Source organism: Streptomyces sp. NPDC057099, from assembly GCF_042671245.1.
Taxonomy (GTDB): Bacteria; Actinomycetota; Actinomycetes; order Streptomycetales; family Streptomycetaceae; genus Streptomyces; species Streptomyces purpurascens.
Genome location: NZ_JBHUTX010000006.1, coordinates 155361 through 179066, shown reverse-complemented (window position 1 = coordinate 179066; position 23706 = coordinate 155361). Strand labels below are relative to the sequence as shown.

The following is a 23706-nucleotide window of genomic DNA, read 5'->3' as shown; positions in this document are numbered from 1 at the left end:
GGCCCGTGCGAGCCACCCTGCGCTGGGCGCACTCCGATCTGCGCACGCACCGCGGCGAGGCACTGTTCCTCGTCCTCGCCACCGCGGGCATCGTCGCCTCGCTGCTGCTGGCCACGGCTCTGTTCGGGTACGCGACCAACCCCTGGCAGCGCGTGTTCACGCAGTCGCACGGCGCGCATGTGTGGCTGCACACCGACAGCGCCGCCGACACCGGGAAGCTCGCCGGGCTGGACGGCGTCGACTCCGTCGCCGGGCCCTACCCCACCGCCGCCACCACCGTCTCCTCACGGGGCAGCCGCGCCGCCGTCGAGCTGCGCGGCACTCCGGAACGCCCCTCCGTCGGCAGCCCGCCGGTCGTCTCCGGCCACTGGCTCGACCCCGCGACACCGAACGGTGTGGTCCTGGAGACCCGCCTCGCCCGTGCGCTGCTGGCCGAGCCCGGCGACACCCTCACCGTGCCCGGCACCGCCCGCGAGCTGACTGTCGTCGGGCTCGCCGACAGCGCCGAGCCGCGCTACCGGCCCGGTGAGCAGCCGGGCCTGGTGTGGGCCCTGCCATCGGCCGTGCCTGACCCAGGCGGGCAGGTGATCGGGCTGCGCCTGACGGACCCCGGCGACACCTCCTACGTCGTGCAGCGTGCCGTGACCGTGCTGGGGGCCGGGGCGATCGGCGAGGTCTCCACCTGGCAGCAGGCACGTGCCGAGGCGCAGGGCGACAACCGGCTCCTCGGCCAGGTGCTGGGCCTGTTCGGACTGGGCGCGCTGGTCGCCGCCGGGCTCGCCGTGCACGGGGCGATCAGCACCCGTATCCGCGGCCATCTGCGGGACCTCTCCGTGCTGAAGGCGATCGGCTTCACCCCGGGGCAGGTGGTCCGCGTCTTCCTGCTCCAGCACCTCGCCTACGCCCTGCTGGGCGCCGTGGCCGCCGCCGCGCTCGCCGAGGCCCTGGGCAGCCGGCTCCCCGGGCGGTTCGGGGACGCGGTCGGCGTGTGGCAAGGCCTTCCCGGGCACACCGTGGCGCTGGTCGTGGTCCCGGTGGGCGCGGTGCTGTTCATCGGCGCGACCACCGGCCTGGCCGCGTGGCGGGCGGGACGGGTGCCGCCGGTGCCGGTGCCGAGGCCCGCGGCGGCGCTGGGCGGGCGGCCGGCCGGGGCGACGGGCCGGAGCCGGCGCGCCGGCGGTCTGCGCCGCGTCCTCGGGCTCCCGCCCGCGGCTCCCCACACCGGACAGCTGTCCGGCCTGGCCCGCCGGGCACTCGGCCTGCGGATTCCGCCCGCGCTGGTGCTCGGCTGGCACAAGGCGTTCACCCGCCGCCCCCGCTCCCTGGCCACGGTCGCCCGCCTCACGCTGCCGCTGCTGCTGATCGTCGTGGCGATGAGCGCGTGGACCACCATCGACCGCTTCCACAGCGAGCCGGAGCAGATCGGCCTGCCCACCACGCTCAGCGTCCGCGCCGACAGCGGCCTGGGCGAACGGCAGACCCGCACCCTCCTGGAACACGACCCGCAGGTCGCCGCCGCCTACCCCGGCGTCGAGACGGCCGCCCTGGTCCCGGGCCAGACGGCGACCATCGCCCTGCGCGGCCTCGGCACCCACCACGACCCCTACCCGTACACCCTCGCCGAGGGCCGCGCCGCCCGCGGTGCCGACGAGGCGGTGGCCGGGCAGGGGCTGCTCGACCTGCTGGACGTGCGCGTCGGCGACTGGGTCCGGATGACCGTCGGCGACCAGCCGCAGATCCTGCACATCGTGGGCCGCAGCATCGAGCCGGAGAACGCCGGCCGGGTCATCTCCACGTCCCTCGACACCCTCCGCGCGAACGACCCCGGGCTCCGCCCGACCCTCTACGAACTGCGGCTGGACCCCGGCGCCGCCCCGGGCGAGGTCGCCGACCGGCTCGCCACGGCCGGGCGCGGCCATCTGGACGTGCACACGGTGGCCAACCCCGCCGACGGGCTCTCCCCGCTGCGCGCCGTCGTCGCCGGGCTGATCGCCGTGCTCGCCCTCATCGGGCTGATCGAACTGCTGACCGCGATCGGCGGCGCCGTCCGCGAGGGCGAACGGGACCTGCTGGCGCTGAAGGCCATCGGCCTGTCCCCCCGCCAGATCACGGCGATCACGGTCACGGCCACCGGCTGTACGGCCCTGGCTGCCGTGCTCGCCGCCACCGCCCTGGGCCTGCCGCTCGCCCACTGGCTCATCGACGCCCAGGGCAGATCGAGCGGGATCGGCGCGGGGATCGCCCAGGGCCCGTCGGCCCTCCTCATGCTGCCGCTGGGGGCGGCGGCGGTGCTCTGCGCGGCCGCGCTGGCCGCCCTGCCCGCGGCCCGCGCGGCACGCCGCCGGCTCGCGGACACACTGAGCGCGGTCGCCTGACCTCGACCTCAGCGTATTCGGCGGCTTCGGAGGCTTCGGCGGCTTCGCCGGTCAGCCGCCGTAGGGCCGCTGCGGGTGGTACGGCGGCTGAGGGTGTGCCGCGTAGGGGTTGCCGTACGGGTTGTTGTACGGGTTCCCCTGCGGCGGCGGGTGCGGCTGCCCCGCCGGGTGTGCCTTCAGCCGGATCCCGTACCGCCGCCTCAGCCGCCCCATCTCCAGCAACGCGATCGCGGTGACCGTCAACGGAGCGCCCAGGATGAAGACGATGCCCAGCGTGAGGCTGAGCCCGTGCAGATCGCCGGTGACCAGGTCCGGGACGGCCATCAGCCAGCTCGTCACCATGGCGAGCAGCGGCGGCATGCAGCGGTGCACGGCAGCCGTGCCGAAGAAGTTGCCGGAGACCCGCACCGCCCCGTAGGCCGTGAAGATGAGCATCCACATCATGGTCACGCCGACCCCGATGATCACGGCGGGGTGCGCCGACCCGTTCACCGTCCGCACCAGCACGAGCAGGGCGGCCACACATCCGACGAACAGCACCAGCAGCTTGAGGGAGTTGAGCAGCGGCACCCGCAACTGCCGTACGGTGCCGCCGCGCCGCCAGACGTAGAGCATCGCCCCGACCGTCAGCGGCGTGAGGAAGAGCAGGACGACCGAGGCGGTCATCGCGTTCTCCAGCAGTTCCGTGAAGTCGAAGCCGCCCTGGATGAAGGTGTAGACGCCGAGGGAAGCGACCGCGCCTGCGACGACCCGGAACTTCTTGAGCCGCTCCACGGACGGATCGAGCGACTCCGGTATCCACGCCGGGTGGAACACGGCCCGAGCCACGTCCTGGGGCTTCAACAGGGACCGGGCCGTCAGCGTGCCGCCCGTCCAACTTCCGCGTGTGCGTGCCACTTCGCGCTCCCCCGAGCACTCGCTGTCATGATCGCGCGGAGTCTACGGGACGCGGACGGCGTCCCGCCGTCCGCGTCCACTGTCCGGAAGCCGTCACTCCCGGCCGCGCACCTCCCGGTAGGCCGCGACCAGCGCCTTCGTGGAGGCGTCCAGGCCCTCGACCTCGGCGCCCTCGGTCAGCGCGGGCTCGACCCGCTTGGCGAGGACCTTGCCCAGCTCCACGCCCCACTGGTCGAAGGAGTCGATGTTCCACACCGCGCCCTGCACGAACACCTTGTGCTCGTAGAGGGCGACGAGCTGGCCGAGGACGGACGGCGTCAGCTCGGGCGCCAGGATCGTGGTCGTCGGGTGGTTGCCCTGGAACGTCTTGTGCGGCACCAGCTCCTCCGGAACCCCCTCGGCCCGCACCTCCTGCGGCGTCTTGCCGAAGGCGAGCGCCTGCGTCTGGGCGAAGAAGTTGGCCATCAGCAGGTCGTGCTGCGCCTTGAGCTCGTCGCTCAGCTCGACGACCGGCCGTGCGAAGCCGATGAAGTCCGCCGGGATCAGCTTCGTGCCCTGGTGGATGAGCTGGTAATAGGCGTGCTGCCCGTTGGTGCCCGGCGTGCCCCACACCACCGGCCCCGTCTGCCACTCCACCTCACGCCCGTCCCGGCCCACGGACTTGCCGTTGGACTCCATGTCGAGCTGCTGGAGGTAGGCGGTGAACTTGGACAGGTAGTGGCTGTACGGCAGCACCGCGTGCGACTGGGCGTCGTGGAAGTTGCCGTACCAGATGCCCAGCAGGCCCAGCAGCAGCGGCACATTGGACTCGGCGGGCGCGGTCCGGAAGTGCTCGTCGACGATCCGGAACCCGTCGAGCATCTCCCGGAAGCGGTCCGGGCCGATGGCGATCATCAGCGACAGGCCGATCGCGGAGTCGTACGAGTAGCGGCCGCCGACCCAGTCCCAGAACTCGAACATGTTGTCGACGTCGATGCCGAACCCGGCGACCTTCTCGGCGTTCGTCGACAGGGCGACGAAGTGCCGGGCGACGGCGGCCTCTCCCCCACTCTCGACTTCGCTCGAGCGGGAGGTACCCCCATCGAGCGCGGCCAGCAGCCAGCTTCGGGCGGAGGTGGCGTTGGTGACCGTCTCGATGGTGGTGAAGGTCTTGGACGCGACGACGAACAGCGTCTCCGCCGGGTCCAGGTCCCTGACCGCCTCGTGCAGGTCGGCGCCGTCCACGTTCGACACGAAGCGGAACGTCATCGAGCGGTCCGTGTAGGCGCGCAGCACGTCGTACGCCATCGCGGGGCCGAGGTCGGAGCCGCCGATGCCGATGTTGACGACGTTGCGGATGCGCTTGCCGGTGTGGCCGGTCCACTCCCCGGAGCGGACACGGTCGGCGAAGCCGGCCATCTTGTCGAGCACGGCGTGCACACCCGGCACCACGTTCTCGCCGTCGGCCTCGATCACCGCGTCCCGCGGCGCCCGCAGCGCGGTGTGCAGCACGGACCGGTCCTCGGTGGTGTTGATCTTCTCCCCGCGGAACATGGCGTCCCGGAGCCCGAAGACATCGGTGGCGGCGGCCAGTTCCCGCAGCAGTCGCAGGGTGTCGTCGGTGACGAGGTGCTTGGAGTAGTCGACGTACAGGTCACCGACCCTCAGGGCGTACGCGGTGCCGCGGCCGGGCTCGGCGGCGAACAGCTCGCGCAGCCGAACCTCGCCCAGCTCCTCGCGGTGCTTGGCCAGTGCCGTCCACTCGGGCGTCTGGTTGAGCCTGGTACGGCCGTCTGCGTTCATCTCGGACTTCAGCCTTCTTTCCTGTCCTGCCTGCGCACCTTGCCCCGCTGCGGTCCCAACCTAATTGATCAGCGCGTGGCCTCGGTGGTCGTGGCACCGTCGTCCGGTTCAACAACAGATACGTTCGCGTGGAGCGTGGGTATCAGCGCGATGACGGCCAGGAGGAAGAAGGCGGCGGTGAGCAGGGGCGGGGTGTTCGGGCCCCAGGCTGTGGCGACGGCTCCGCCCAGCAGGGCGCCGAGGGGGACTCCGGCGAAGGCCAGGGTGCGGAAGGCCGAGCTGACCCGGCCCAGCAGCTCGGCGGGGCTGCGCTCCTGCATCAGCGTCGTCGTGTTGACGTTCCACACCATGCCCATGAGCCCGAAGACGGCCAGCATCCCCACCAGCACGGTCAGGCTGCGCACGGTGCCCATGACGACGAGGGCCGCGGTCTGCACCGATCCGGCGAGCAGCACCGACCGCAGCCGGCCGAGCCGCGCCACCAGCCGGCTGTTCACCACTCCCCCGGCCAGGCCGCCCAGGGTGACGGCGGCGCCCGCCGCCGCGTAGCCCGCGGGGCCCACCTCGAGCCAGTCGGTGACGAGGACGACCAGAAGGGCGAGCAGGGTGCCCATGCCGATGTTGCACAGGGCCGAGGCGGCGCACAGGCTGCGCAGGGCGCGGTCGCGCCACAGGGTGCGCAGCCCCTGGGCGATCTCGCGGCGCAGGGTGCTGCCCGCCGGCCTCGGCTCACGGTCGGTCCCGTCAGCCGGCAGTGTGGCGATCAGCGCGGCGGCCAGCAGGAAGGTCACCGCGTCGGCCGCGAAGGGCACGGCGGCCCCCGCCGCCAGCAGCAGCGGCACGACCGGCCCGCCCAGCAGGCCGCCCGCGACGCGCTGGCCGGTCATCAGCCGGGCGTTGGCACTGCCGAGCGCGTCCCGGTCGACCAGGGCGGGCAGCAGCGCGGTCGCGGCGTTGTCGAAGAGGGTCTGGAGGGTGGTGAGCGCGACGGCCAGCGCGATGAGCAGGCCGATCGAGGCGTGGCCGAGCGCGACGGCCACGGCGAAGGCGGCGACCAGCAGACCGCGTAGCGCATCCGCCATCCACATGGCGCGCCGCTGGTCCACGCGGTCGGCGACGGCCCCGCCGAGCAGTCCGAAGACGATCCAGGGCAGATAGCCGCAGGCCGTGACGGAGGCGATGAGCAGCGGCTCGTCGGTCAGTGTGACGGCCAGCAGGGGCAGCGCGGCCGTGCGCAGCGCGTCACCGAAGCTGGACAGGACGGCGGCGCTCCACAGCCGTCCGAAACCCCCGCGCCACGCGGGCGCGCGCACGCTCCCCACCTCGACCGTCGCCACTGCTCCCCCTCACGGTTCACCCGATGCACAAACCGTAGAGGGCACCACTGACAATCGGTCCGCGAGCGGACCGCGGCGGGGCTCGGAAACCAGCTCCGGCCGGGCACCCGCTGGTGCCCGGCCGGTCTCGACTCCTAGATCTCGCCCCGCAGTTTGGCGAGCGCCTCGGCGAGGATCGCCTCGCCGTCCGCGTCGCTGCGCCGCTCCCGTACATACGCCAGGTGCGTCTTGTAGGGCTCGGTGCGCGGCGGGTCCGGCGGGTTGTCCCGGTCCTGGCCGGCCGGGAATCCGCAGCGGGGACAGTCCCAGGTTTCGGGCACCTGCGCGTCGCTGGCGAAGCTCGGCTGGGTCTCGTGTCCGTTGGAGCACCAGAAGGAGATGCGCAGCCGCGGCGCGGACTCGCCGCGCTCGGCCTCGCCCATCGGCCCCGCCCCGACCCGGCTTCCCCGGATCGCGTTGCCACTTGCCACGGTCGTAACTCCCTGCGTGATGGTGCCGCGAAGCGAGTCGGCGTTCCGCTTCGCCGCGAGCGCCTCAGTCTACGTAAGGCCCAACGCGCGTCCAGTGATTGGAGTTACAACCCTCACACGAAGACGCAAGCCCCATGATAGGCCGCGCTCAGCGGCGCGTACCGGACATGGGGCTTGCGAACGAGTTCCGTGCGGCTTGCGCCTCGGTCAGTTGTTCACCTTCATCAGGATGCCGAGCACGACAATGCACGCGAACCAGCCCAGACCGACCACGACGGTGATCCGGTCGAGGTTGCGCTCGGCGACCGAGGAGCCGCCGACGGAGGACTGCATGCCGCCACCGAACATGTCGGAGAGGCCGCCGCCCTTCCCCTTGTGCATCAGCACCAGCAGCATCAGCAGCAGGCTGAAGACGATCAGGGCGATCGAGAACCCCATAACCACGGCTGGACCAACTTCCTCGGATTCTGACGGACGACGCGGGGCCCAGCAGATGCTGGACCCCGCAAGGGTACGACGTTACGCCGCTACCGCATACTCACTGGTCGCGGAAGCGCACGATCTTGACGAACTCGTCGGCGTCCAGCGAGGCACCGCCGACCAGGGCGCCGTCGATGTCGGCCTGGGCCATGATCTCGGCGACGTTGCCCGCCTTGACCGAGCCGCCGTACTGGATGCGGACCTTGTCGGCCAGGTCCTGCGAGTACAGCTCGGCGATCTTGCCGCGGATCGCCGAGCAGACCTCCTGGGCGTCCCCGGCTCCGCAGACCTTGCCGGTGCCGATGGCCCAGACGGGCTCGTAGGCGATCACGACGGTCTCGGCCTGCTCGGCGGGGAGGTCCTTCAGACCGCCCTCGACCTGGGCGAGCGTGTGGGAGACGTGGTTGCCCGCCTCGCGGATCTCCAGCTCCTCGCCGACGCACAGGATGGGCGTCAGGCCGTGCTTGTAGGCGGCCTTGACCTTGGCGTTCACCAGCTCGTCGGTCTCGGCGTGGTACTGGCGCCGCTCGCTGTGGCCGATCGCGACGTACGAGCACTTCAGCTTGGCCAGCATCGGGCCGGAGATCTCGCCGGTGAAGGCACCGCCGTCGTGCGCCGAGATGTCCTGGGCACCGTACTTGATCTTGAGCTTGTCGCCGTCGACCAGGGTCTGCACGGAGCGCAGGTCGGTGAAGGGCGGCAGGACGGCGACCTCGACGGCCTCGTAGTCCTTGTCGGCCAGGGCGAAGGCGAGCTTCTGGACGTGGGCGATGGCCTCGAGGTGGTTGAGGTTCATCTTCCAGTTGCCCGCCATCAGCGGCGTGCGCGCGGTCATGTGGGTCAGTCCTCCAGTGCGGCGAGGCCGGGGAGCGTCTTGCCCTCGAGGTATTCGAGGGAGGCGCCGCCACCGGTCGAGATGTGGCCGAATGCCGTCTCGTCGAAGCCCAGGGTGCGCACGGCGGCGGCGGAGTCGCCACCGCCGACCACGGTGAAGCCCTTGGATTCGACGAGTGCCTGGGCGACCGCCTTGGTGCCCTCGGCGTAGTCGGGGTGCTCGAAGACGCCCATGGGACCGTTCCAGAAGACGGTGGCGGCGTCGGCGAGCTTGGATGCGTACAGCTTGCAGGTCTCGGGCCCGTTGTCGAGGCCCTGTCGGTCGGCCGGGATGGCGTCCGCGGCGACGGTCGTGGGGTTGGCCGGGGCCTTGGTCTTCAGGTCCGGGAACTCGGTCCCGGCGAGGACGTCGACCGGCAGGACCAGCTCGACGCCGGTCTTCTCGGCCCGCTCGATGTACTCCTGGACCGCGGGGATCTGGTCCTCCTGGAGGAGGGACTTGCCGATCTCGTAGCCCTTGGCCTTGAGGAAGGTGTAGGCCATGCCGCCGCCGATGAGGATGCGGTCGGCCTTGCCGAGCAGCTGGTCGATCACGGCGAGCTTGTCGGAGACCTTGGCCCCGCCGAGCGCGACGACGTAGGGCCGCGCGACCTCGTCGGTGAGCTTCTTGAGGACGCCGACCTCGGTCGCGATGAGGTAGCCGGCGTAGTGCGGCAGCCGGGCCGGGAGGTCGTACACGGAGGCGTGCTTGCGGTGCACGGCTCCGAAGCCGTCGCCGACGTAGACGTCGGCGAGGTCCGCGAGCCGGTCGGCGAAGGCGCCGCGCTCGGCGTCGTCCTTGCTCGTCTCGCCGGCGTTGAAGCGCAGGTTCTCGACGACGGCGACCTGGCCGTCGCTCAGCGCGGCGACGGTGGCCCGGGCGGACTCGCCTACCGTGTCGGTCGCGAAGGCCACGTCGGTGCCGAGGAGTTCACCGAGGCGCGCGGCGGCGGGTGCGAGGGAGAAGGCCGGGTCCGGGGCGCCCTTGGGGCGGCCCAGGTGGGAGGCGACGACCACGCGGGCGCCCGCCTCGGCGAGGGCCTTGACCGTGGGCAGCACGGCGCGGATACGGCCGTCGTCGGTGATCGCCGTGCCGTCCAGCGGCACGTTCAGGTCGGCGCGGACGAAAGCCCGCTTGCCCGCGACCCCTTCGGCGAGGAGTTCGTCGATCGTCTTCATGAGGGGACTCCTGAAAGAGCTCGTGATCGCTCGTAAGCGCTCGTGATCGAACAGCTCTGATCTGTACGTGCGTCAGGGCTCGGACAGCGCATCCTCGCGCTGGCCGAGCCCTGCACTCACATGGTCGTGCCTGCTCGATTGATCAGAGCTGGTTGCCGACGAAGACCGTAAGGTCGACGAGGCGGTTGGAGTAGCCCCACTCGTTGTCGTACCAGCCGAGGATCTTCACCGAGTTGCCCTCCTGGACCATGGTCAGGGAGGCGTCGAAGGTGCAGGAGGCCGGGTCGCTGACGATGTCCGAGGAGACGATCTGGTCCTCGGTGTAGGCCAGGTAGCCCTTGAGGTCGCCGTCGTCGGAGGCCTTCTTGAACGCGGCGTTGACCTCGTCCTTGGTGACCTCGCGCTGGAGCGTCACGACCAGGTCGGTGGCCGAGCCGGTCGGGACCGGGACGCGCATCGCGATGCCGTCGAGCTTGCCCTTGAGCTGCGGCAGGACCAGCGCGGTGGCCTTCGCGGCACCCGTGGTGGTCGGGATGATGTTCTCGGCGGCGGCGCGGGCGCGACGCAGGTCCGAGTGCGGGAAGTCCAGGATGCGCTGGTCGTTGGTGTACGCGTGGACCGTCGTCATCAGGCCCTTGACGATGCCGAAGTTCTCGTCGAGGACCTTGGCCATCGGCGCCACACAGTTGGTGGTGCAGGAGGCGTTGGAGATGACGTGGTGGTTCGCCGGGTCGTACTTGTCCTGGTTGACACCCATCACGATGGTGATGTCCTCCTCCTTGGCCGGAGCCGAGATGAGGACCTTCTTGGCGCCGCCGGTGAGGTGCTTGGCGGCGTCGGCCTTCTTCGTGAAGATGCCGGTCGACTCGATGACGATGTCGACGCCCAGCTCGCCCCACGGGATGTCGGCGGGGTTGCGCTCGGAGAGCACCTTGATGGTGTGGCCGTCGACCGTGATCGTGTCTGCGGTGTGCGACACCTCTGCCTTGAGGCGGCCCAGGATGGTGTCGTACTTGAGCAGATGAGCGGTGGTCGCGGTGTCACCCAGGTCGTTGACAGCCACGATGTCGATGTCCGCACCCTGCTCCAGCAGCGCACGGAAGTAGTTGCGGCCGATGCGGCCGAAGCCGTTGATGCCTACGCGGATCGTCACGAACCGATCTCCTCGTTGGTACGCCGGCCATGAAGAGCCGGCGAGCTCTGTTTGGGATGTCCCCGACCGCCTACGACCCTACCTCCCTGAGCCCCAGGTGGTGACATCCAGATGCCCCATACACGGCAGGGCGGTCCGTACCCGCCAGTAGGGGTACGGACCGCCCACCACTGAGAGCAAGATCACTCGATTTCGCTACACGGAGCGCATCCCTGTTGACCAGGGACGTCACCCTTTCGGGTAAGGGAGTGTCACCCGTCCAGGGAAGCGAGCGCCTTCCTCATCAGTGCCGTCCGGTCGGCCGCCGCGGCGACGTGCTCCAGGCCGAAGCCCAGCAGCACGGTGTCATCCGTGGTGACCGCGCCGAATGTCCGGAACAGTGCCCCGGTGCGCGTCCAGTCCTTGAGGACGGCCGGGCTGCCCGCGGGCGGGCCGGCCGTCTTCCAGGCTCCGAGGGAGGTCTCGAAGCCCTCGGTCTCCTTCGCCGTGCCGCCGACGACCAGCGAGGCGTCGTCGGCGAGGACGCCGCGCCCGCCGGTGCCCGGGTCGGTGACGTAGCTGATCGACAGCTCGACCGTCTTGCCGGCATAGGCGCTCAGATCGAAGTTCACCTGCTGCCAGCCACTGGAGGCGCCGGTGAGGCTGTGCCACTGGCCGGTGCTGCCGGCCGCGGTGCAGCCGTCGTCCGTCACGGTGAGGTAGCGCTTCAGCCAGGGGTGCCCATTGACGTAGTAGCCGGCCGCGCACTCCTCCGGCACGGCGGTCTTGGTGGCGCCGCCCGACTCGGGCAGGGTCGTCCAGTCGTCGGCGCCGGCGGTGTGGGCCTCCAGCAGGACGTGGTCGTAGCCGGGCTCGGTGTCCCACAGCAGCTGGGTGCGCAGCGTGGGCCTGTCCGCCGCCGTGGTGCCGGTGAGGTCCACGGTGCGGGTGAGGCGCTTGTAGCCGTCGTTGGTGTGGACGGCCGCCGCCATGGAGGAGCCCGCGTACGGGCCGTACGGGTTCACCGTGCCGGCGAACTGTCCCGCGCCCTCGCTCGCGAACTGCGGGTACGTGGCGGCGGGCAGTTCGCCGGAGGTGACCGCGTAGGTGCCCGCCTTGTCGAGCGGGTTGCCGGGGGCTCCGGCGAGCGTGCCCGTGAAGCCGCCGAGCCCGCCGGCGCCGGTGAAGCCGGTCGCCCCGGGGGTCGAGGTGCGGCTGTAGGCACCCAGGTAGTACTGGCTGAAGTCGTTCGACAGGGTGCCGCCGCCCAGGTCGACGCTGCCGCCGGCCTGCTCGCCCGCCTCGATCAGCCGGCCGCCCTCGTTGAGGAAGGCCCGCAGCTGGAGCTGGGTGGCGACGCCCGGGGTGCCCGCGCCCGTGTAGTGGACGACGGTGTCGAAGTGACTCAGCACGCCGAGCGCGTCGGGCGCGCCCTGCTTGGCGACGTCCCAGACGGCCGCCTTGCGGCCGTTGGCCTTGAGCGCGTCGACGTAGCTCTGCGTCTGCGTGGCGGTGGCGCCTTCCTCGGCGACCACGAGAGTGTTCGCCTTGGGCAGCTCGGCCACGGTGTAGGTGAAGCGCTTGCTGGAGACCGGCTTGCCGTTCTTCGTCTCGCCGGTGAACCACACCTCGACCTTGTCGCCCGGGTCGCCGTCCTTGACCTTCGCCCGGTACTCGTCGAAGTAGAGGTTGTCCTCACCGCCGTACGTCTCGCCGCCCTTCCAGGGCTTGAGCGCCATGTCCTCGGTGCGGCCGCCGTTGACGCGGTACCTGAGCTCCTTGTCGCGCACGGACTTGCGTGCGACGACGGAGACCTCCTGGTCGGCGCCGCGCGAGTACGACGTGGTGAAGGCGGCCGGGGTGAAGTCGGCGGCGCTCATGCCGACCGAGGAGGACGGCCGGTCGGGGTGGGCGGCCGACTCGGCGACGGACAGCGCGAACGGGACGTTCTTCGCGAACTCCTGCTGGATCAGCTTCTCGTCGTCCGGGAAGGTGAAGACCGACCGGCAGTCGGACGCCTTCCACTCGTCGTTCGGGTCGACGTTCGAGGCGGTCGCGCAGGTCGACATCTCGGGGGTGAACATCGCCAGGCCGTTGACGTTCGCCGCGTGGCCGTCGGCCTCGCCGTTCGTCGTGTACAGCTCGGAGGAGACCTGCGGGTGGTAGCCGGGAACCGCCGGGTTCTCGGGCGTGCCGGCGAGCGCCTCGTACAGGACGTCGTCCGGGGTCGGCGTGGCCACCTGCCAGCCGACTCCGTAGAGGATGAGTTCGGCGGCGGAGTGGTAGTTGATGCCGTACGTGAAGCCGATCCGCTTCTGGAAGGCGTCCAGGGCCTTGGTCTCCGGCTCGGAGCCCGGGCTGGCGCCGCGGTAGGTCTCGCTGGTGGGGCTGGGGGACGAGCCCTCGTCGTCGTAGCCCCACTTGTAGGTGAAGTTGCGGTTGAGGTCGACGCCGTCGCCGGTGCCGATGACGCCGTCGCCGTTGTTGTCCCGCAGGTTCTTGCGCCACATGCGGTTGTCGTCGCTCTTGAAGGTGTGGTCGTAGCCGTCGGGGTTGGCCGACAGCAGGAACCACAGCTCGGTGGAGTCGACGATCTTCTTGACGCGCTTGTCCGTCTTGTACTTGTCCAGGTAATGGTGCATCAGGCGCCGGGTCATCTCCGGCGTGATCCACTCACGCGCGTGCTGGTTGGACATGTAGAGGACGGAGGGCTTGGAGCCGTCCTTCGTCTTCTTCGCGTTCTTGGTGAGCTTCAGGGCCAGGATGTCCTGGCCGCCCACCGTCTTGCCGATGGAGACGACCTTGGTGAGGCCGGGGTGCTGCTGCGCGGCCCGGAGGATCTCCTCCTTCAGGCCACCCCCTCCGCTGTACGGGCGGAACACGCCCTCGGCGGCGTTCTTGACGCGCTTCTCGGCACCTGCGGAGACTTTGTGCTTGGTGAGGCCGACGCCCTGCTTACGGAGCTTCGTCGCCTGCTGGTCGGTGAGATAGACCTCGACGGTGCCCGTGCCCTTCTCGGGCACCTGCTCGCCGAGTTCGTGGCCGTCCTGGCCGGCCGCGAGCAGCAGGGGTACCTGCTTCTGGGTGACCTCGGCCCGGAAGACCTTGACTTCGTCCGAGTCGGACGGAGCCGAACTTCCAGGTTGTGCCTGGGCAATGGGTGCGATGCTCGCTCCGCCGATCAGGAGCGCGCCGACAGCGAGGATCGATCTCGCTCTTCGTCTCATGAACCCCCCTTGCGTGGGTTCGCCACAGCAGCGAACAGATGCCAGGCTCATGACAGTCCATGATCGAGTCAAGAGTGCCTGAACGACACGCAAGAGCCGGTGCCGACCACCCAAGTGGGCGCCGGACACCGGCTGATTGACGGCCTGTGAGGTCAGCCGACGAGGTTGTCGGCGAGTTCGTCGGCGAGGTTGGACTCCGTGCCCGGGATGCCGAGGTCGGAGGCGCGCTTGTCGGCCATGGCCAGCAGGCGGCGGATGCGGCCGGCGACGGCGTCCTTGGTCAGCGGCGGGTCCGCGAGCGCGCCCAGCTCCTCCAGGGAGGCCTGCTTGTGCTCCATGCGCAGCCGGCCTGCGGCGGCGAGGTGCTCGGGGACGTCGTCGGCGAGGATCTCCAGGGCCCGCTGCACACGGGCACCGGCCGCGACGGCCGCACGGGCCGAGCGGCGGAGGTTGGCGTCGTCGAAGTTGGCGAGCCGGTTCGCCGTGGCGCGCACCTCGCGGCGCATCCGGCGCTCCTCCCAGGCCAGCACCGACTCATGGGCACCGAGCCGGGTCAGCAGGGCACCGATGGCGTCACCGTCACGGACGACGACCCGGTCCACGCCGCGCACCTCACGGGCCTTGGCCCCGATCGACAGGCGGCGGGCGGCGCCGACCAGCGCGAGCGCGGCCTCGGGGCCCGGACAGGTCACCTCGAGGGAGGAGGACCGGCCGGGCTCGGTGAGCGAGCCGTGTGCCAGGAACGCGCCACGCCAGGCGGCCTCGGCGTCGCAGGTGGCCCCCGAGACCACCTGCGGGGGCAGGCCGCGGATCGGGCGGCCGCGCCCGTCGACCAGGCCGGTCTGGCGGGCCAGCTGGTCCCCGCCCGCGATGACGCGCACGACGTAGCGGGAACCGCGGCGCAGTCCGCCGGGTGCCATCACGATCAGTTCGGAGCTGTGGCCGAAGATCTCCAGGATGTCCCGCTTCAGACGGCGGGCCGCCATCGCCGTGTCCAGCTCCGCCTCGATCACAATCCGACCGCTCACCAGGTGGAGGCCGCCGGCGAACCGCAGCATGGCGGAGACCTCCGCCTTTCTGCAGCAGGTCCGGGTGACGGGGAGCCGGGAGATCTCGTCCTTCACCGCTGCCGTCATCGCCATGGGCCGATCCTTCCATGCATCCGAAAAATACGGTCGTACGCGGCGGCCAACAGCTCCGGGTCGTGCCTCGGGGTCCCGTCGGGCCTGGCCACCGGCGCCAGCTCGACCGCGGCCCCGAAGCGCTTGGCGGCGTCGGTCAGGGAGTCACGGTCGGGCACGGCGGCGTCGTCGGCCAGCACCACGTCCAGGGCGAGTTTAGGGGCGTGTCGTCCCAAAACCTCCAAATGACGCTGCGGGGAGAAGCCCTCGGTTTCTCCGGGCTGCGGGGCGAGGTTCAGGGAGAGTACCCGGCGTGCCTTGGTCTGCGTGAGCGCGTCAAGCAGCTCGGGCACGAGCAGATGCGGGATGACCGAGGAGAACCAGGAGCCCGGGCCGAGCACCACCCAGTCCGCGTCCAGGACGGCCTCGACCGCCTCGGGCACGGCGGGCGGGTCGTGCGGCACGACGTGCACGGACTGCACCTCGCCCGGGGTGAGGGCGACGGTGGCCTGGCCGCGGACCGTGTCGACCTCCTCCGGGCGCTCCGGGTCGTGGCCCTTGACCAGGGCCTGGAGCTCCAGCGGGACGGCGGACATGGGCAGCACACGCCCCTGGGCGCCCAGCAGCCGTCCGACCAGGTCGAGGGCCTGGACGTGATCGCCGAGCTGCTCCCAGAGGGCGACGATCAGCAGATTGCCGACCGCGTGCTCGTGCAGGTCGCCCTGGGACTGGAAGCGGTGCTGGATGACCCGGGCCCAGGTCTGGCCCCAGTCGTCGTCACCGCACAGCGCGGCCAGCGCCTTGCGCAGGTCGCCGGGCGGCAGGACGCCCAGCTCGTCGCGGAGCCGGCCGCTGGAGCCGCCGTCGTCGGCCACGGTGACGACGGCGGTGAGGTCGCCTGTGATCCGGCGCAGCGCGGCCAGCGAGGCGGACAGGCCCATGCCGCCGCCGAGGGCGACGACCTTGGGCTGGGTGCCCCGGCGGCGCGGTCTGCCGCCCCGGGCCTCGGCGGGCCGGCCGGCCCGTGCGTCGGTGCTGCCGTCGGGCACCACCCGGCGCAGCCGGCTCAGCCGCGGAGTACGTCGTGTCATTCGCGTCCCATGTCCCGGTGTACGACCACTGTCTCCACGCCCTCGGACGCGAGCCGGGCGGCGAGCTTCTCCGACATGGCGACCGAGCGGTGCTTGCCGCCCGTGCAGCCCACGGCGATGGTCACGTAGCGCTTGCCCTCACGGCGGTAGCCGGTGGCGACGAGCTGGAGGAGCTCCGTGTACCGGTCAAGGAACTCCTTGGCTCCGGGCTGGTTGAAGACGTATCCGGAGACCTCGTCGTTGAGGCCGGTGTACGGGCGCAGCTCCGGGACCCAGTGCGGGTTCGGCAGGAAGCGGCAGTCGACGACGAGGTCGGCGTCGACCGGCAGGCCGTACTTGTAGCCGAAGGACATCACCGTGGCCCGCAGCTCCGGCTCCTCCTCGCCGGCGAACTGGGCGTCCATCTTGGCGCGCAGCTCGTGCACGTTCAGGCTGGAGGTGTCGATCACCAGGTCGGCGTCGCCTCGCAGCTCGCGCAGCAGTTCCCGCTCGGCGGCGATGCCGTCGACGATCCGGCCGTCGCCCTGGAGGGGGTGCGGGCGGCGCACCGACTCGAAGCGGCGCACCAGGGCCTCGTCGGAGGACTCCAGGAAGACGATCCTCCGGGTGACGTTCTTCGCCTCCAGGTCGGCGAGGGACTCGCGGAGGTTGTCGAAGAAGCGGCGGCCGCGGACGTCGACGACGACGGCGATCCGGGCCACGTTGCCCTGGGAGCGGGCGCCGAGCTCCACCATGGTGGGGATCAGCGCGGGCGGCAGGTTGTCGACGACGAACCAGCCGAGGTCCTCCAGGCACTTCGCGGCCGTCGAGCGGCCGGCCCCGGACATGCCGGAGATGATCACCAGCTCGGGGATGGCCGCTTCGGGGACCGGGGCCTTGTCGTTGGGCGTGCCCGTACTCACCTGTGCTCCGTCTCCGGCTTGCTGTTCTTGCCCGTCGTGCTCGTTCACATTCATGTCTCCTGCCCCCGTCGTTCGTCCGGGGCGCCCATCGTCACGGGTTCCCCACTGGCACCCATGGTGCCGGGTTCCGCTCCGGTTTCCGTGCCGGGTTCCTCTTCCATGATCTCTCCGGTCGCCGTGTTGACGGCGGGTGCGGCCGGGGCCGCCTGGGCGAGGGCCGCCGCGATGGTCTCCGCGGTCTTGCGGCCTATGCCGGGGACCTCGCAGATCTGGTCGATGGTGGCGGATCGCAATTTCTTCAACGAACCGAAGTGTTTCAGGAGTGCCTGCTTCCGCGTGTCCCCGAGTCCCGGCACGTCGTCCAGGGGGCTGGAGCGGAAGCGCTTGGCCCGCTTCGAGCGCTGGTAGGTGATCGCGAACCGGTGGGCCTCGTCACGGACCCGCTGGAGCAGGTACAGGCCCTCGCTGGTGCGGGGCAGGACCACCGGGTCGTCGTCGCCGGGCAGCCAGACCTCCTCCAGGCGCTTGGCGAGGCCGCAGACGGCGATGTCGTCGATGCCGAGCTCGTCCAGGGCCCGCCGGGCGGCCGCTACCTGGGGGGCGCCGCCGTCGACGACCACGAGCTGGGGCGGGTAGGCGAACTTCCTGGGGCGGCCGTCGTCCTCGGTGAGGCCGGGTCCGACGATCTCGCCGTTGCCGTCCATCTCGGGGGTCTCGGCGTTCTCGCCGTCGGTCCACTCCCCCGTCTTCTCCTTCTCGGCGAGGTAGCGCCGGAAGCGGCGGGTGATCACCTCGTGCATGGAGCGGACGTCGTCCTGCCCGGCGAAGCCCTTGATCTGGAAACGGCGGTATTCGCTCTTGCGGGCGAGCCCGTCCTCGAAGACGACCATGGAGGCCACGACGTCGTCACCCTGGAGGTGGGAGATGTCGTAGCACTCGATCCTGAGCGGGGCGCTGTCCAGGTCGAGGGCGTCGGCGATCTCCTCCAGGGCGCGCGAGCGCGTGGTCAGGTCGGAGGCGCGCTTGGTCTTGTGCAGGACGAGCGCCTGCTGCGCGTTGCGCTGCACCGTCTCCATGAGGGACTTCTTGTCGCCGCGCTGCGGGACGCGCAGGGAGACGATCGAGCCGCGCCGCCCGGTCAGCCACTCCTGGACGGGCTCCACGGGGTCGGGCAGGGCCGGGACCAGGACCTCCTTGGGGACGGCGTCGCCGGTCTCCTCGCCGTAGAGCTGCTGCAGGGCGTGCTCCACGAGGGCGCCGGTGGTGATCTCCTCCACCTTGTCGGTGACCCAGCCGCGCTGGCCGCGCACGCGCCCGCCGCGCACGTGGAAGATCTGGACGGCCGCCTCCAGCTCGTCCTCGGCGACCGCGATCAGATCGGCGTCGGTCGCGTCGGCGAGCACGACCGCGTTCTTCTCCATGGCCTTCTTCAGGGCCTCGATGTCGTCGCGCAGCCGGGCCGCCCGCTCGTACTCCATCTCCTCGGCCGCTTCCGCCATCCGCTTCTCCAGCGGGCGGATGTACGTGTTCGTCCGGCCGGCCATGAAGTCGCAGAACTCATCGGCCAGTTCGCGGTGCTCCTCGGCGGAGACCCGATCCACACAGGGGGCCGAGCACTTGCCGATGTAGCCGAGGAGGCAGGGGCGGCCGGTGCGGGCGGCGTTCTTGAAGACACCGGCGGAGCAGGTGCGCACGGGGAAGACGCGCAGCAGGAGGTCGACGGTGTCGCGGATCGCCCACGCGTGCCCGTACGGCCCGAAGTAGCGGACGCCCTTCTTCTTGTGACCGCGCATCACCTGCACGCGCGGGTACTCCTCGTTCATCGTCACCGCGAGGTACGGGTAGCTCTTGTCGTCGCGGTACTTGACGTTGAACCGGGGGTCGTACTCCTTGATCCAGGAGTACTCCAGCTGAAGCGCCTCGACCTCCGTGGACACCACCGTCCACTCCACGGACGCGGCCGTGGTGACCATGGTCCGGGTGCGCGGGTGCATTCCCGCCAGGTCCTGGAAGTAGTTCGCCAGGCGCTGGCGCAGGCTCTTCGCCTTTCCGACGTAGATCACTCGGCGGTGCTCGTCGCGGAACCTGTAGACCCCCGGCGTGTCGGGGATCTCACCCGGTTTGGGGCGGTAGCTGGAGGGGTCGGCCATGTCTCACACCCTACTGGCGAGCACCGACAGTCCGACGGGAGCGCGGGGCACGATCACGGGCTTGCCGGGTGGCAGTTTCCAACGGCATGTCCCGCCGCGGGGATTACGGCAGGCCGGTAGCGGGAATGCAGGCTTCCCACGGGGGACACGGCGGCGTCCGGCGGACGAGCCGTGTCGGTGCAGGCACAGGTTGTCAGTGCGGACCGGACGCTTCCACGCGGAGCGGGCGGGCCACGGGTCGGAGGGCTGCGCAGATGAAGCAGATGCGGATCGAGAAAACCCGGCGGACGGTCCGTGCCCGCCGGTACGCGGACGAGGCGTTCGCGCTGCGCGACGCCCTGGACCCGCGCGACCCCGACATAGTGCGGGCCAAGCGCCTCGCCCTCGAGGAAAAGAGCGGAAGCGACCGCTCCTAGGAACTCACCGTCCGCCGCGAACGCCCGGGGTGTACGCCCCGGGCGTTCGCATGTCCGAGCGGGCGTACATCACTGTCCGGCATCAGGTGTTGTCGGGACCAGGTCAACACGCTTCAATGCGGTGGAACTCGGGGCCTGAACGACGACGTACGGATGTGAAGACCCGCCGTACGCCGGCGGGACGGCCCCGGGCGGCCCGTGCGAATGGTCTGACCAGCCGTTGCCGACTCACAGAGAGGCCCCTGCATGCCGCACGCCACACAGCACGCGGACGTCGCCACCGCGGACCTGGACTCGGCCCTGCGAGGCGGCCCCTTCCACGTCGCCCTGCGTGCGGCGATCGCAGCCCGTGGGCTGCCGCTGCAACGCGTGCAGCACCATCTGTCCCGCCACGGTGTGAAGGTCGGTGTCACGAGCCTGAGTTACTGGCAGCAGGGGGCCCGGCGTCCGCAGCGTCCCGAGTCGCTGCGAGCCGTGCGCGCGCTGGAGGAGATCCTGGAGCTTCCCGAGGAGTCGCTGATCCGGCTGCTCGCCGAGTCCGACAACGGCCCGTCCGGGCAGCGGTCGGCGGCCCGGTCCTATCGCTCCCTCGTCGAGGCCTCCGGCGTCCTGGACCAGTTGCTGGCCGAGCTGGACTGCCCGCCGGACGGGGGCCTGCACACCCTCGGGCACCACGAGCGGCTGCGGATCGGGGCACGGCGCGAGCTGGCCGAGCGCGAGTCGCACCACATCGTGCGCGCCCACCGGGACGGCATCGACCGCTTCGTCGCCGTCCACCACGGCGACCGGGGAGCCGTGCCCGGGCGCATGAGGGTGCATGCCCTGGAGAACTGCCGTACGGGACGCGTTCGTTGGCACCACGACACCGGAGTGCTCGCCGCCGAGCTGCTCTTCGACACCCGGCTGCGGGCCGGGGACACCTTCCTGTTCCGCTACGGCGTCGAGGACGGGACGGCGGACGAGTCGCGCGAGTACGTCCGCGGTTTCGACGTCCCCGGCGGCCAGTACGCGCTCCAGGTGTGCTTCGACGCGGCGGCCCTCCCGGTGCGCTGTCACCGGTTCGCGCAGCACTCGGCGGCGGCGCCGCGCAGCGGCTGCCAGGAGCTGCCCCTGAGCGGACGGCACCGCTCGGTGCATGTGGTCGAGCCGCGGGTGCGGGCCGGGTTTCTGGGGATCGGCTGGGACTGGGAGTAGGCGTCACGACGGCGGAGCCGTGTCCGGTCCGCGGTCGCGATGATGGTTTCGTAGGGACGTAAACGTTTGCGCAAGCGTTTACGTCCGGCGTCGGATGCGATACGTTCCCCGCCGGGCCACCGGGAGCGGAGGAGGGAACGGCATGGCGACCATGGCCGACGTCGCGCGGAGCGCCGGTGTCTCCGTGGCGACCGTCTCGCACGTGCTGAACGGCACCCGGCCGGTGCTGCCGCACACCCGCCAGGCGGTCCTGGACGCCGTGGAGGAGCTCGGCTACACCACGAACACGCTGGCCCGTTCCCTGGTGACGTCCCGCACCCGTTCCATCGGGCTGGCGGTGTCGGCGATCAGCAACCCGTACTTCACGGAGATCCTCCAGGGCGTCGAGGCCAGTGCCCTGGAACACGGTTACAGCCTGCTGATCGCCGATCCGCACGACGACCCGGAGCACGAGCGCAAGGTCGTCCGGCTGCTGCACGAGCGCCGGGTGGACGGCATGATCGTCGCGCCCTCGGCGGATCCGCGTGGGCTGCTCGCGTACCTGGGGCGGCACGACGTACCGGCGGTGTTCCTCGACCGGCTGGTGGACGACCCGGCGGCGGACGGCGGTCCGCGTTTCGACCAGGTGTGCGCCGACAACGCCGAACCGACGTCCCGGCTGGTCACCCATCTCGCCGGCCTCGGCCACCGGCGGATCGGGCTGGTGGCGGGGCGGCCGGGGCTCAGCACCACCAGCGAGCGGATCACCGGCTACCGCAGCGGCCTCGCCTTCGCGGGACTGTCGTACGACGAACGGCTCCTGGTGCACGGCGACTCGGAGTCGGCCGGTGGCGAACAGGCCACCGAAGCCCTGCTGTCCCTCGCCGTACCGCCCACCGCGCTCGTCACCGGCAACAACGCCATGACCATCGGGGCGCTGCGTGCCCTGCGCGCCCGCGGCCTGTCCGTACCGGGCGACATCGCGCTGTGCTGCTTCGACGACTTCGCCTGGGCGGATCTGTTCTCGCCCCGGCTCACCGCGATCGCGCAGCCCAGCAAGGACATCGGCGCCCGGGCCGTACGCGTGCTCCTGGAGCGTCTCGCCGAGCCGGACCGGCCGGCGCGGACCGTTCGACTCGCCTCCGCCTTCGTCCATCGCACCTCGTGCGGCTGCCCCGAGGAGTCCGGGCAGCCTGTTCGGTTCGAGCAGTCCGCACAGCCCGAGAAAGGAACCGTCGCATGATCGTCGTCGCCGGTGAGGCACTGATCGACCTGGTACCGCGGGGCGCGGGTGCCCTGGCGGCGCTGCAGCCGGCGCTCGGCGGCGGCCCGTACAACACGGCCGTGGCGCTGGGCCGCCTCGGCTCCCCCGCCGCCTTCTGCTCCCGGGTGTCGTCCGACGCCTTCGGGGAGGCGCTGCTGGACCGGCTGCGCGAGACCGGGGTCGACGTGTCGTCGGTGCAGCGCGGCGCCGAGCCGACGACCCTCGCCGTCGCCACGGTCGGCGTGGACGGCTCGGCGGCGTACTCCTTCTACGTGGACGGGACGGCGGACCGGCTGTTCGCAGCGCCCTCCGCGCTGCCGTCGGACACCCGTGCGGTCTCCTTCGGCACCTGCTCGCTGGTGCTGGAGCCGGGGGCGAGCGCCTACGAGGAGCTGATGCGTTCGGCGGCCGCGCAGGGCGTGTTCACCGCGCTGGACCCGAACATCAGGGCCGGGCTGATCCCGGACGCGGACGCCTACCGGGCACGCTTCAAGAGCTGGCTGCCGTCGGTGTCGCTGCTGAAGCTGTCCGCCGAGGACGCCCAGTGGCTCGGCGGCACGCCCCAGGAGTGGCTGGCGGCCGGACCGGCAGCGGTCGTGATCACCCGGGGCGGCGACGGGCTGACCGTCTTCACCGCCGACGGCGGCGAGTACGCGGTGCCGGGCGAGCGGGTGGAGGTCGTGGACACGATCGGTGCGGGCGACACGGTCAACGCGGCGCTGCTGCACGGTCTCGCGGTACGCGACGCTCTCAGCGAGCGGGCACTGGCCGCACTGGGGTCCGAGGGCTGGACGGAACTGCTGGGCTTCGCGGCCCGCGCCGCGGCTCTCACCTGCTCACGGGCGGGGGCGGAGCCGCCGTACGCGCACGAGCTGGACGGCTGAATCCGCTCAGCCGGCCTCGCCCACGGCCCGCAGCGCGCCGGGGCGGCGACCGTCGAGGCGGTCCAGGGCGGCGGCCGTGGCATCGTCGGCGGGCAGAAGGACGATCACGCGCTGGCCCTCGTCGGGCAGCGCGAACGTCTCGTGCAGCAGGCGCAGCGATCCGGCCTCCGGGTGCTCGATGTGCTGGGAGCCCGTCCGCCGCGGCACCACGGCCAGGTCGGCGAACCGGTCGGCGAAGTCCGCTCCCGCCGTCACCGTCAGCTCGTCGGCCAGCTCGGCGACGTACGGATCCCGGAGCGGGACATCGTGCCGGAGCTGGGCGACCAGGTCGTCGGCCACCCGGTCCCAGTCGCGGTAGGCGGCGCGGGCCCGCTCGTCGGTGAACAGGTAGCGGAGCAGGTTGGGCCGCTCGTCGTCGAGCAGGCCGAGGGGTCCGGCCAGCCGTTCGTAGCCCGCGGTGTGGGCGAGGATGTCGCCGATCCAGTTGACCACCAGCGCGGGGGTCGGCTCCAGGCGGTCGAGCACCGAGCGGACGGTGGGGCGCGCGGTGCGGCCGAGCGACGGGGCCGCCGCGCAGACCAGCGGGTCGCCGCCGTCCGCCTCCTTGATCAGGCGCCGCAGCAGCATCCGGTCGTTGAGCGACAGGTGCAGGGCATCGGCGAGGGCACCGAGCACCTGGGCGGAGGGGTTGCGGTCGCGTCCCTGTTCCAGCCGGGTGAGGTACTCGACGCTGATGCCGGCGAGCGTGGCCAGTTCGGAGCGCCGCAGGCCCGGGGTGCGGCGCCGCTGCCCGGTGGGCAGCCCCACCTCGGCGGGGCTGACGGCTTCACGCCAGGTGCGCAGGAAAGTGCCCAACTCGTTGTCGCTCACCCGCCGAACGTACAACGCGCCCGGGCGCGGATCGTGGCCCTGCCACTACCAGGCTCCGGACGGTCTCCCTCCCGGGCCGCCCG

At 71.4% G+C, this 23706-nt stretch carries 19 protein-coding genes; 5 read left to right on the top strand and 14 right to left on the bottom strand.

Going from position 1 to position 23706, the window contains the following annotated elements; genetic code table 11:
• Window positions 1–5 precede the first annotated feature (5 nt).
• Entirely contained in the window at window positions 6–2375 is a 2370-nt protein-coding gene (locus ACFT4A_RS11245) for an FtsX-like permease family protein (RefSeq protein WP_382828099.1), read from the top strand.
• Window positions 2376–2426: 51 nt separating this feature from the next.
• On the opposite strand, the gene ACFT4A_RS11240 is transcribed toward ACFT4A_RS11245, so the two are convergent.
• From ACFT4A_RS11240 to uvrC, 13 genes are all read right to left on the bottom strand, one after another.
• Entirely contained in the window at window positions 2427–3272 is an 846-nt protein-coding gene (locus ACFT4A_RS11240) for a hypothetical protein (RefSeq protein ID WP_382828096.1), read from the bottom strand.
• A 93-nt stretch (window positions 3273–3365) separates the two neighbouring features.
• On the bottom strand, window positions 3366–5054 hold the full coding sequence (gene pgi / locus ACFT4A_RS11235; protein ID WP_382828094.1) for a glucose-6-phosphate isomerase: 1689 nt from the start codon (window positions 5052–5054) through the stop codon (window positions 3366–3368).
• A gap of 68 nt (window positions 5055–5122) precedes the next feature.
• Complete coding sequence (locus ACFT4A_RS11230) at window positions 5123–6391, bottom strand: MFS transporter (protein ID WP_382828091.1); 1269 nt, start codon at window positions 6389–6391, stop codon at window positions 5123–5125.
• Window positions 6392–6525: 134 nt separating this feature from the next.
• Window positions 6526–6861 carry an RNA polymerase-binding protein RbpA gene (locus ACFT4A_RS11225; protein WP_003976875.1) on the bottom strand — a complete coding sequence of 112 codons (336 nt, stop codon included), beginning with the start codon at window positions 6859–6861 and terminating at the stop codon, window positions 6526–6528.
• A gap of 207 nt (window positions 6862–7068) precedes the next feature.
• Window positions 7069–7299 (bottom strand): preprotein translocase subunit SecG, encoded by a 231-nt coding sequence (secG, locus tag ACFT4A_RS11220; RefSeq protein WP_184596855.1) that lies wholly within the window; start codon window positions 7297–7299, stop codon window positions 7069–7071.
• Window positions 7300–7399: 100 nt separating this feature from the next.
• Window positions 7400–8176 carry a triose-phosphate isomerase gene (gene tpiA / locus ACFT4A_RS11215; protein WP_382595734.1) on the bottom strand — a complete coding sequence of 259 codons (777 nt, stop codon included), beginning with the start codon at window positions 8174–8176 and terminating at the stop codon, window positions 7400–7402.
• 5 nt (window positions 8177–8181) lie between these two features.
• Window positions 8182–9393 (bottom strand): phosphoglycerate kinase, encoded by a 1212-nt coding sequence (locus ACFT4A_RS11210; RefSeq protein WP_382828088.1) that lies wholly within the window; start codon window positions 9391–9393, stop codon window positions 8182–8184.
• Between the two features lie 142 nt (window positions 9394–9535).
• Window positions 9536–10546, bottom strand: a complete 1011-nt coding sequence (gene gap, locus ACFT4A_RS11205) for a type I glyceraldehyde-3-phosphate dehydrogenase (protein ID WP_215122191.1) — start codon at window positions 10544–10546, stop codon at window positions 9536–9538.
• A 251-nt stretch (window positions 10547–10797) separates the two neighbouring features.
• The gene (locus ACFT4A_RS11200) at window positions 10798–13752 is read right to left on the bottom strand and encodes a M14 family zinc carboxypeptidase (RefSeq protein ID WP_382828084.1); all 2955 of its coding nucleotides are present in this window, start codon (window positions 13750–13752) and stop codon (window positions 10798–10800) included.
• A 152-nt stretch (window positions 13753–13904) separates the two neighbouring features.
• Window positions 13905–14894 (bottom strand): DNA-binding protein WhiA, encoded by a 990-nt coding sequence (gene whiA / locus ACFT4A_RS11195; RefSeq protein ID WP_189731004.1) that lies wholly within the window; start codon window positions 14892–14894, stop codon window positions 13905–13907.
• A complete protein-coding gene (gene yvcK, locus ACFT4A_RS11190; RefSeq protein WP_382828083.1) occupies window positions 14885–15964 on the bottom strand; it encodes a uridine diphosphate-N-acetylglucosamine-binding protein YvcK in 1080 nt (359 codons plus the stop codon). Before yvcK ends, whiA begins: the two co-directional genes overlap by 10 nt.
• On the bottom strand, window positions 15961–16920 hold the full coding sequence (gene rapZ, locus ACFT4A_RS11185; protein WP_382828080.1) for an RNase adapter RapZ: 960 nt from the start codon (window positions 16918–16920) through the stop codon (window positions 15961–15963). Before rapZ ends, yvcK begins: the two co-directional genes overlap by 4 nt.
• Entirely contained in the window at window positions 16917–19016 is a 2100-nt protein-coding gene (gene uvrC / locus ACFT4A_RS11180) for an excinuclease ABC subunit UvrC (RefSeq protein WP_382828079.1), read from the bottom strand. Before uvrC ends, rapZ begins: the two co-directional genes overlap by 4 nt.
• 263 nt (window positions 19017–19279) lie before the next feature.
• Here uvrC and ACFT4A_RS11175 point away from each other — a divergent pair, with 263 nt between their 5' ends.
• The 4 genes from ACFT4A_RS11175 (at window position 19280) to ACFT4A_RS11160 (ending at window position 22753) form a co-directional block, all read left to right on the top strand.
• A complete protein-coding gene (locus tag ACFT4A_RS11175) occupies window positions 19280–19432 on the top strand; it encodes a hypothetical protein (RefSeq protein ID WP_382828076.1) in 153 nt (50 codons plus the stop codon).
• A gap of 246 nt (window positions 19433–19678) precedes the next feature.
• Window positions 19679–20626 carry a hypothetical protein gene (locus tag ACFT4A_RS11170; protein WP_382828074.1) on the top strand — a complete coding sequence of 316 codons (948 nt, stop codon included), beginning with the start codon at window positions 19679–19681 and terminating at the stop codon, window positions 20624–20626.
• Window positions 20627–20768: 142 nt separating this feature from the next.
• On the top strand, window positions 20769–21848 hold the full coding sequence (locus ACFT4A_RS11165) for a LacI family DNA-binding transcriptional regulator (protein ID WP_382828072.1): 1080 nt from the start codon (window positions 20769–20771) through the stop codon (window positions 21846–21848).
• Complete coding sequence (locus ACFT4A_RS11160) at window positions 21845–22753, top strand: carbohydrate kinase (RefSeq protein WP_382828069.1); 909 nt, start codon at window positions 21845–21847, stop codon at window positions 22751–22753. Before ACFT4A_RS11165 ends, ACFT4A_RS11160 begins: the two co-directional genes overlap by 4 nt.
• 6 nt (window positions 22754–22759) lie before the next feature.
• Here ACFT4A_RS11160 and ACFT4A_RS11155 read toward each other — a convergent pair whose 3' ends face one another.
• Complete coding sequence (locus ACFT4A_RS11155) at window positions 22760–23623, bottom strand: helix-turn-helix domain-containing protein (protein WP_382828067.1); 864 nt, start codon at window positions 23621–23623, stop codon at window positions 22760–22762.
• Window positions 23624–23706: the final 83 nt, after the last annotated feature.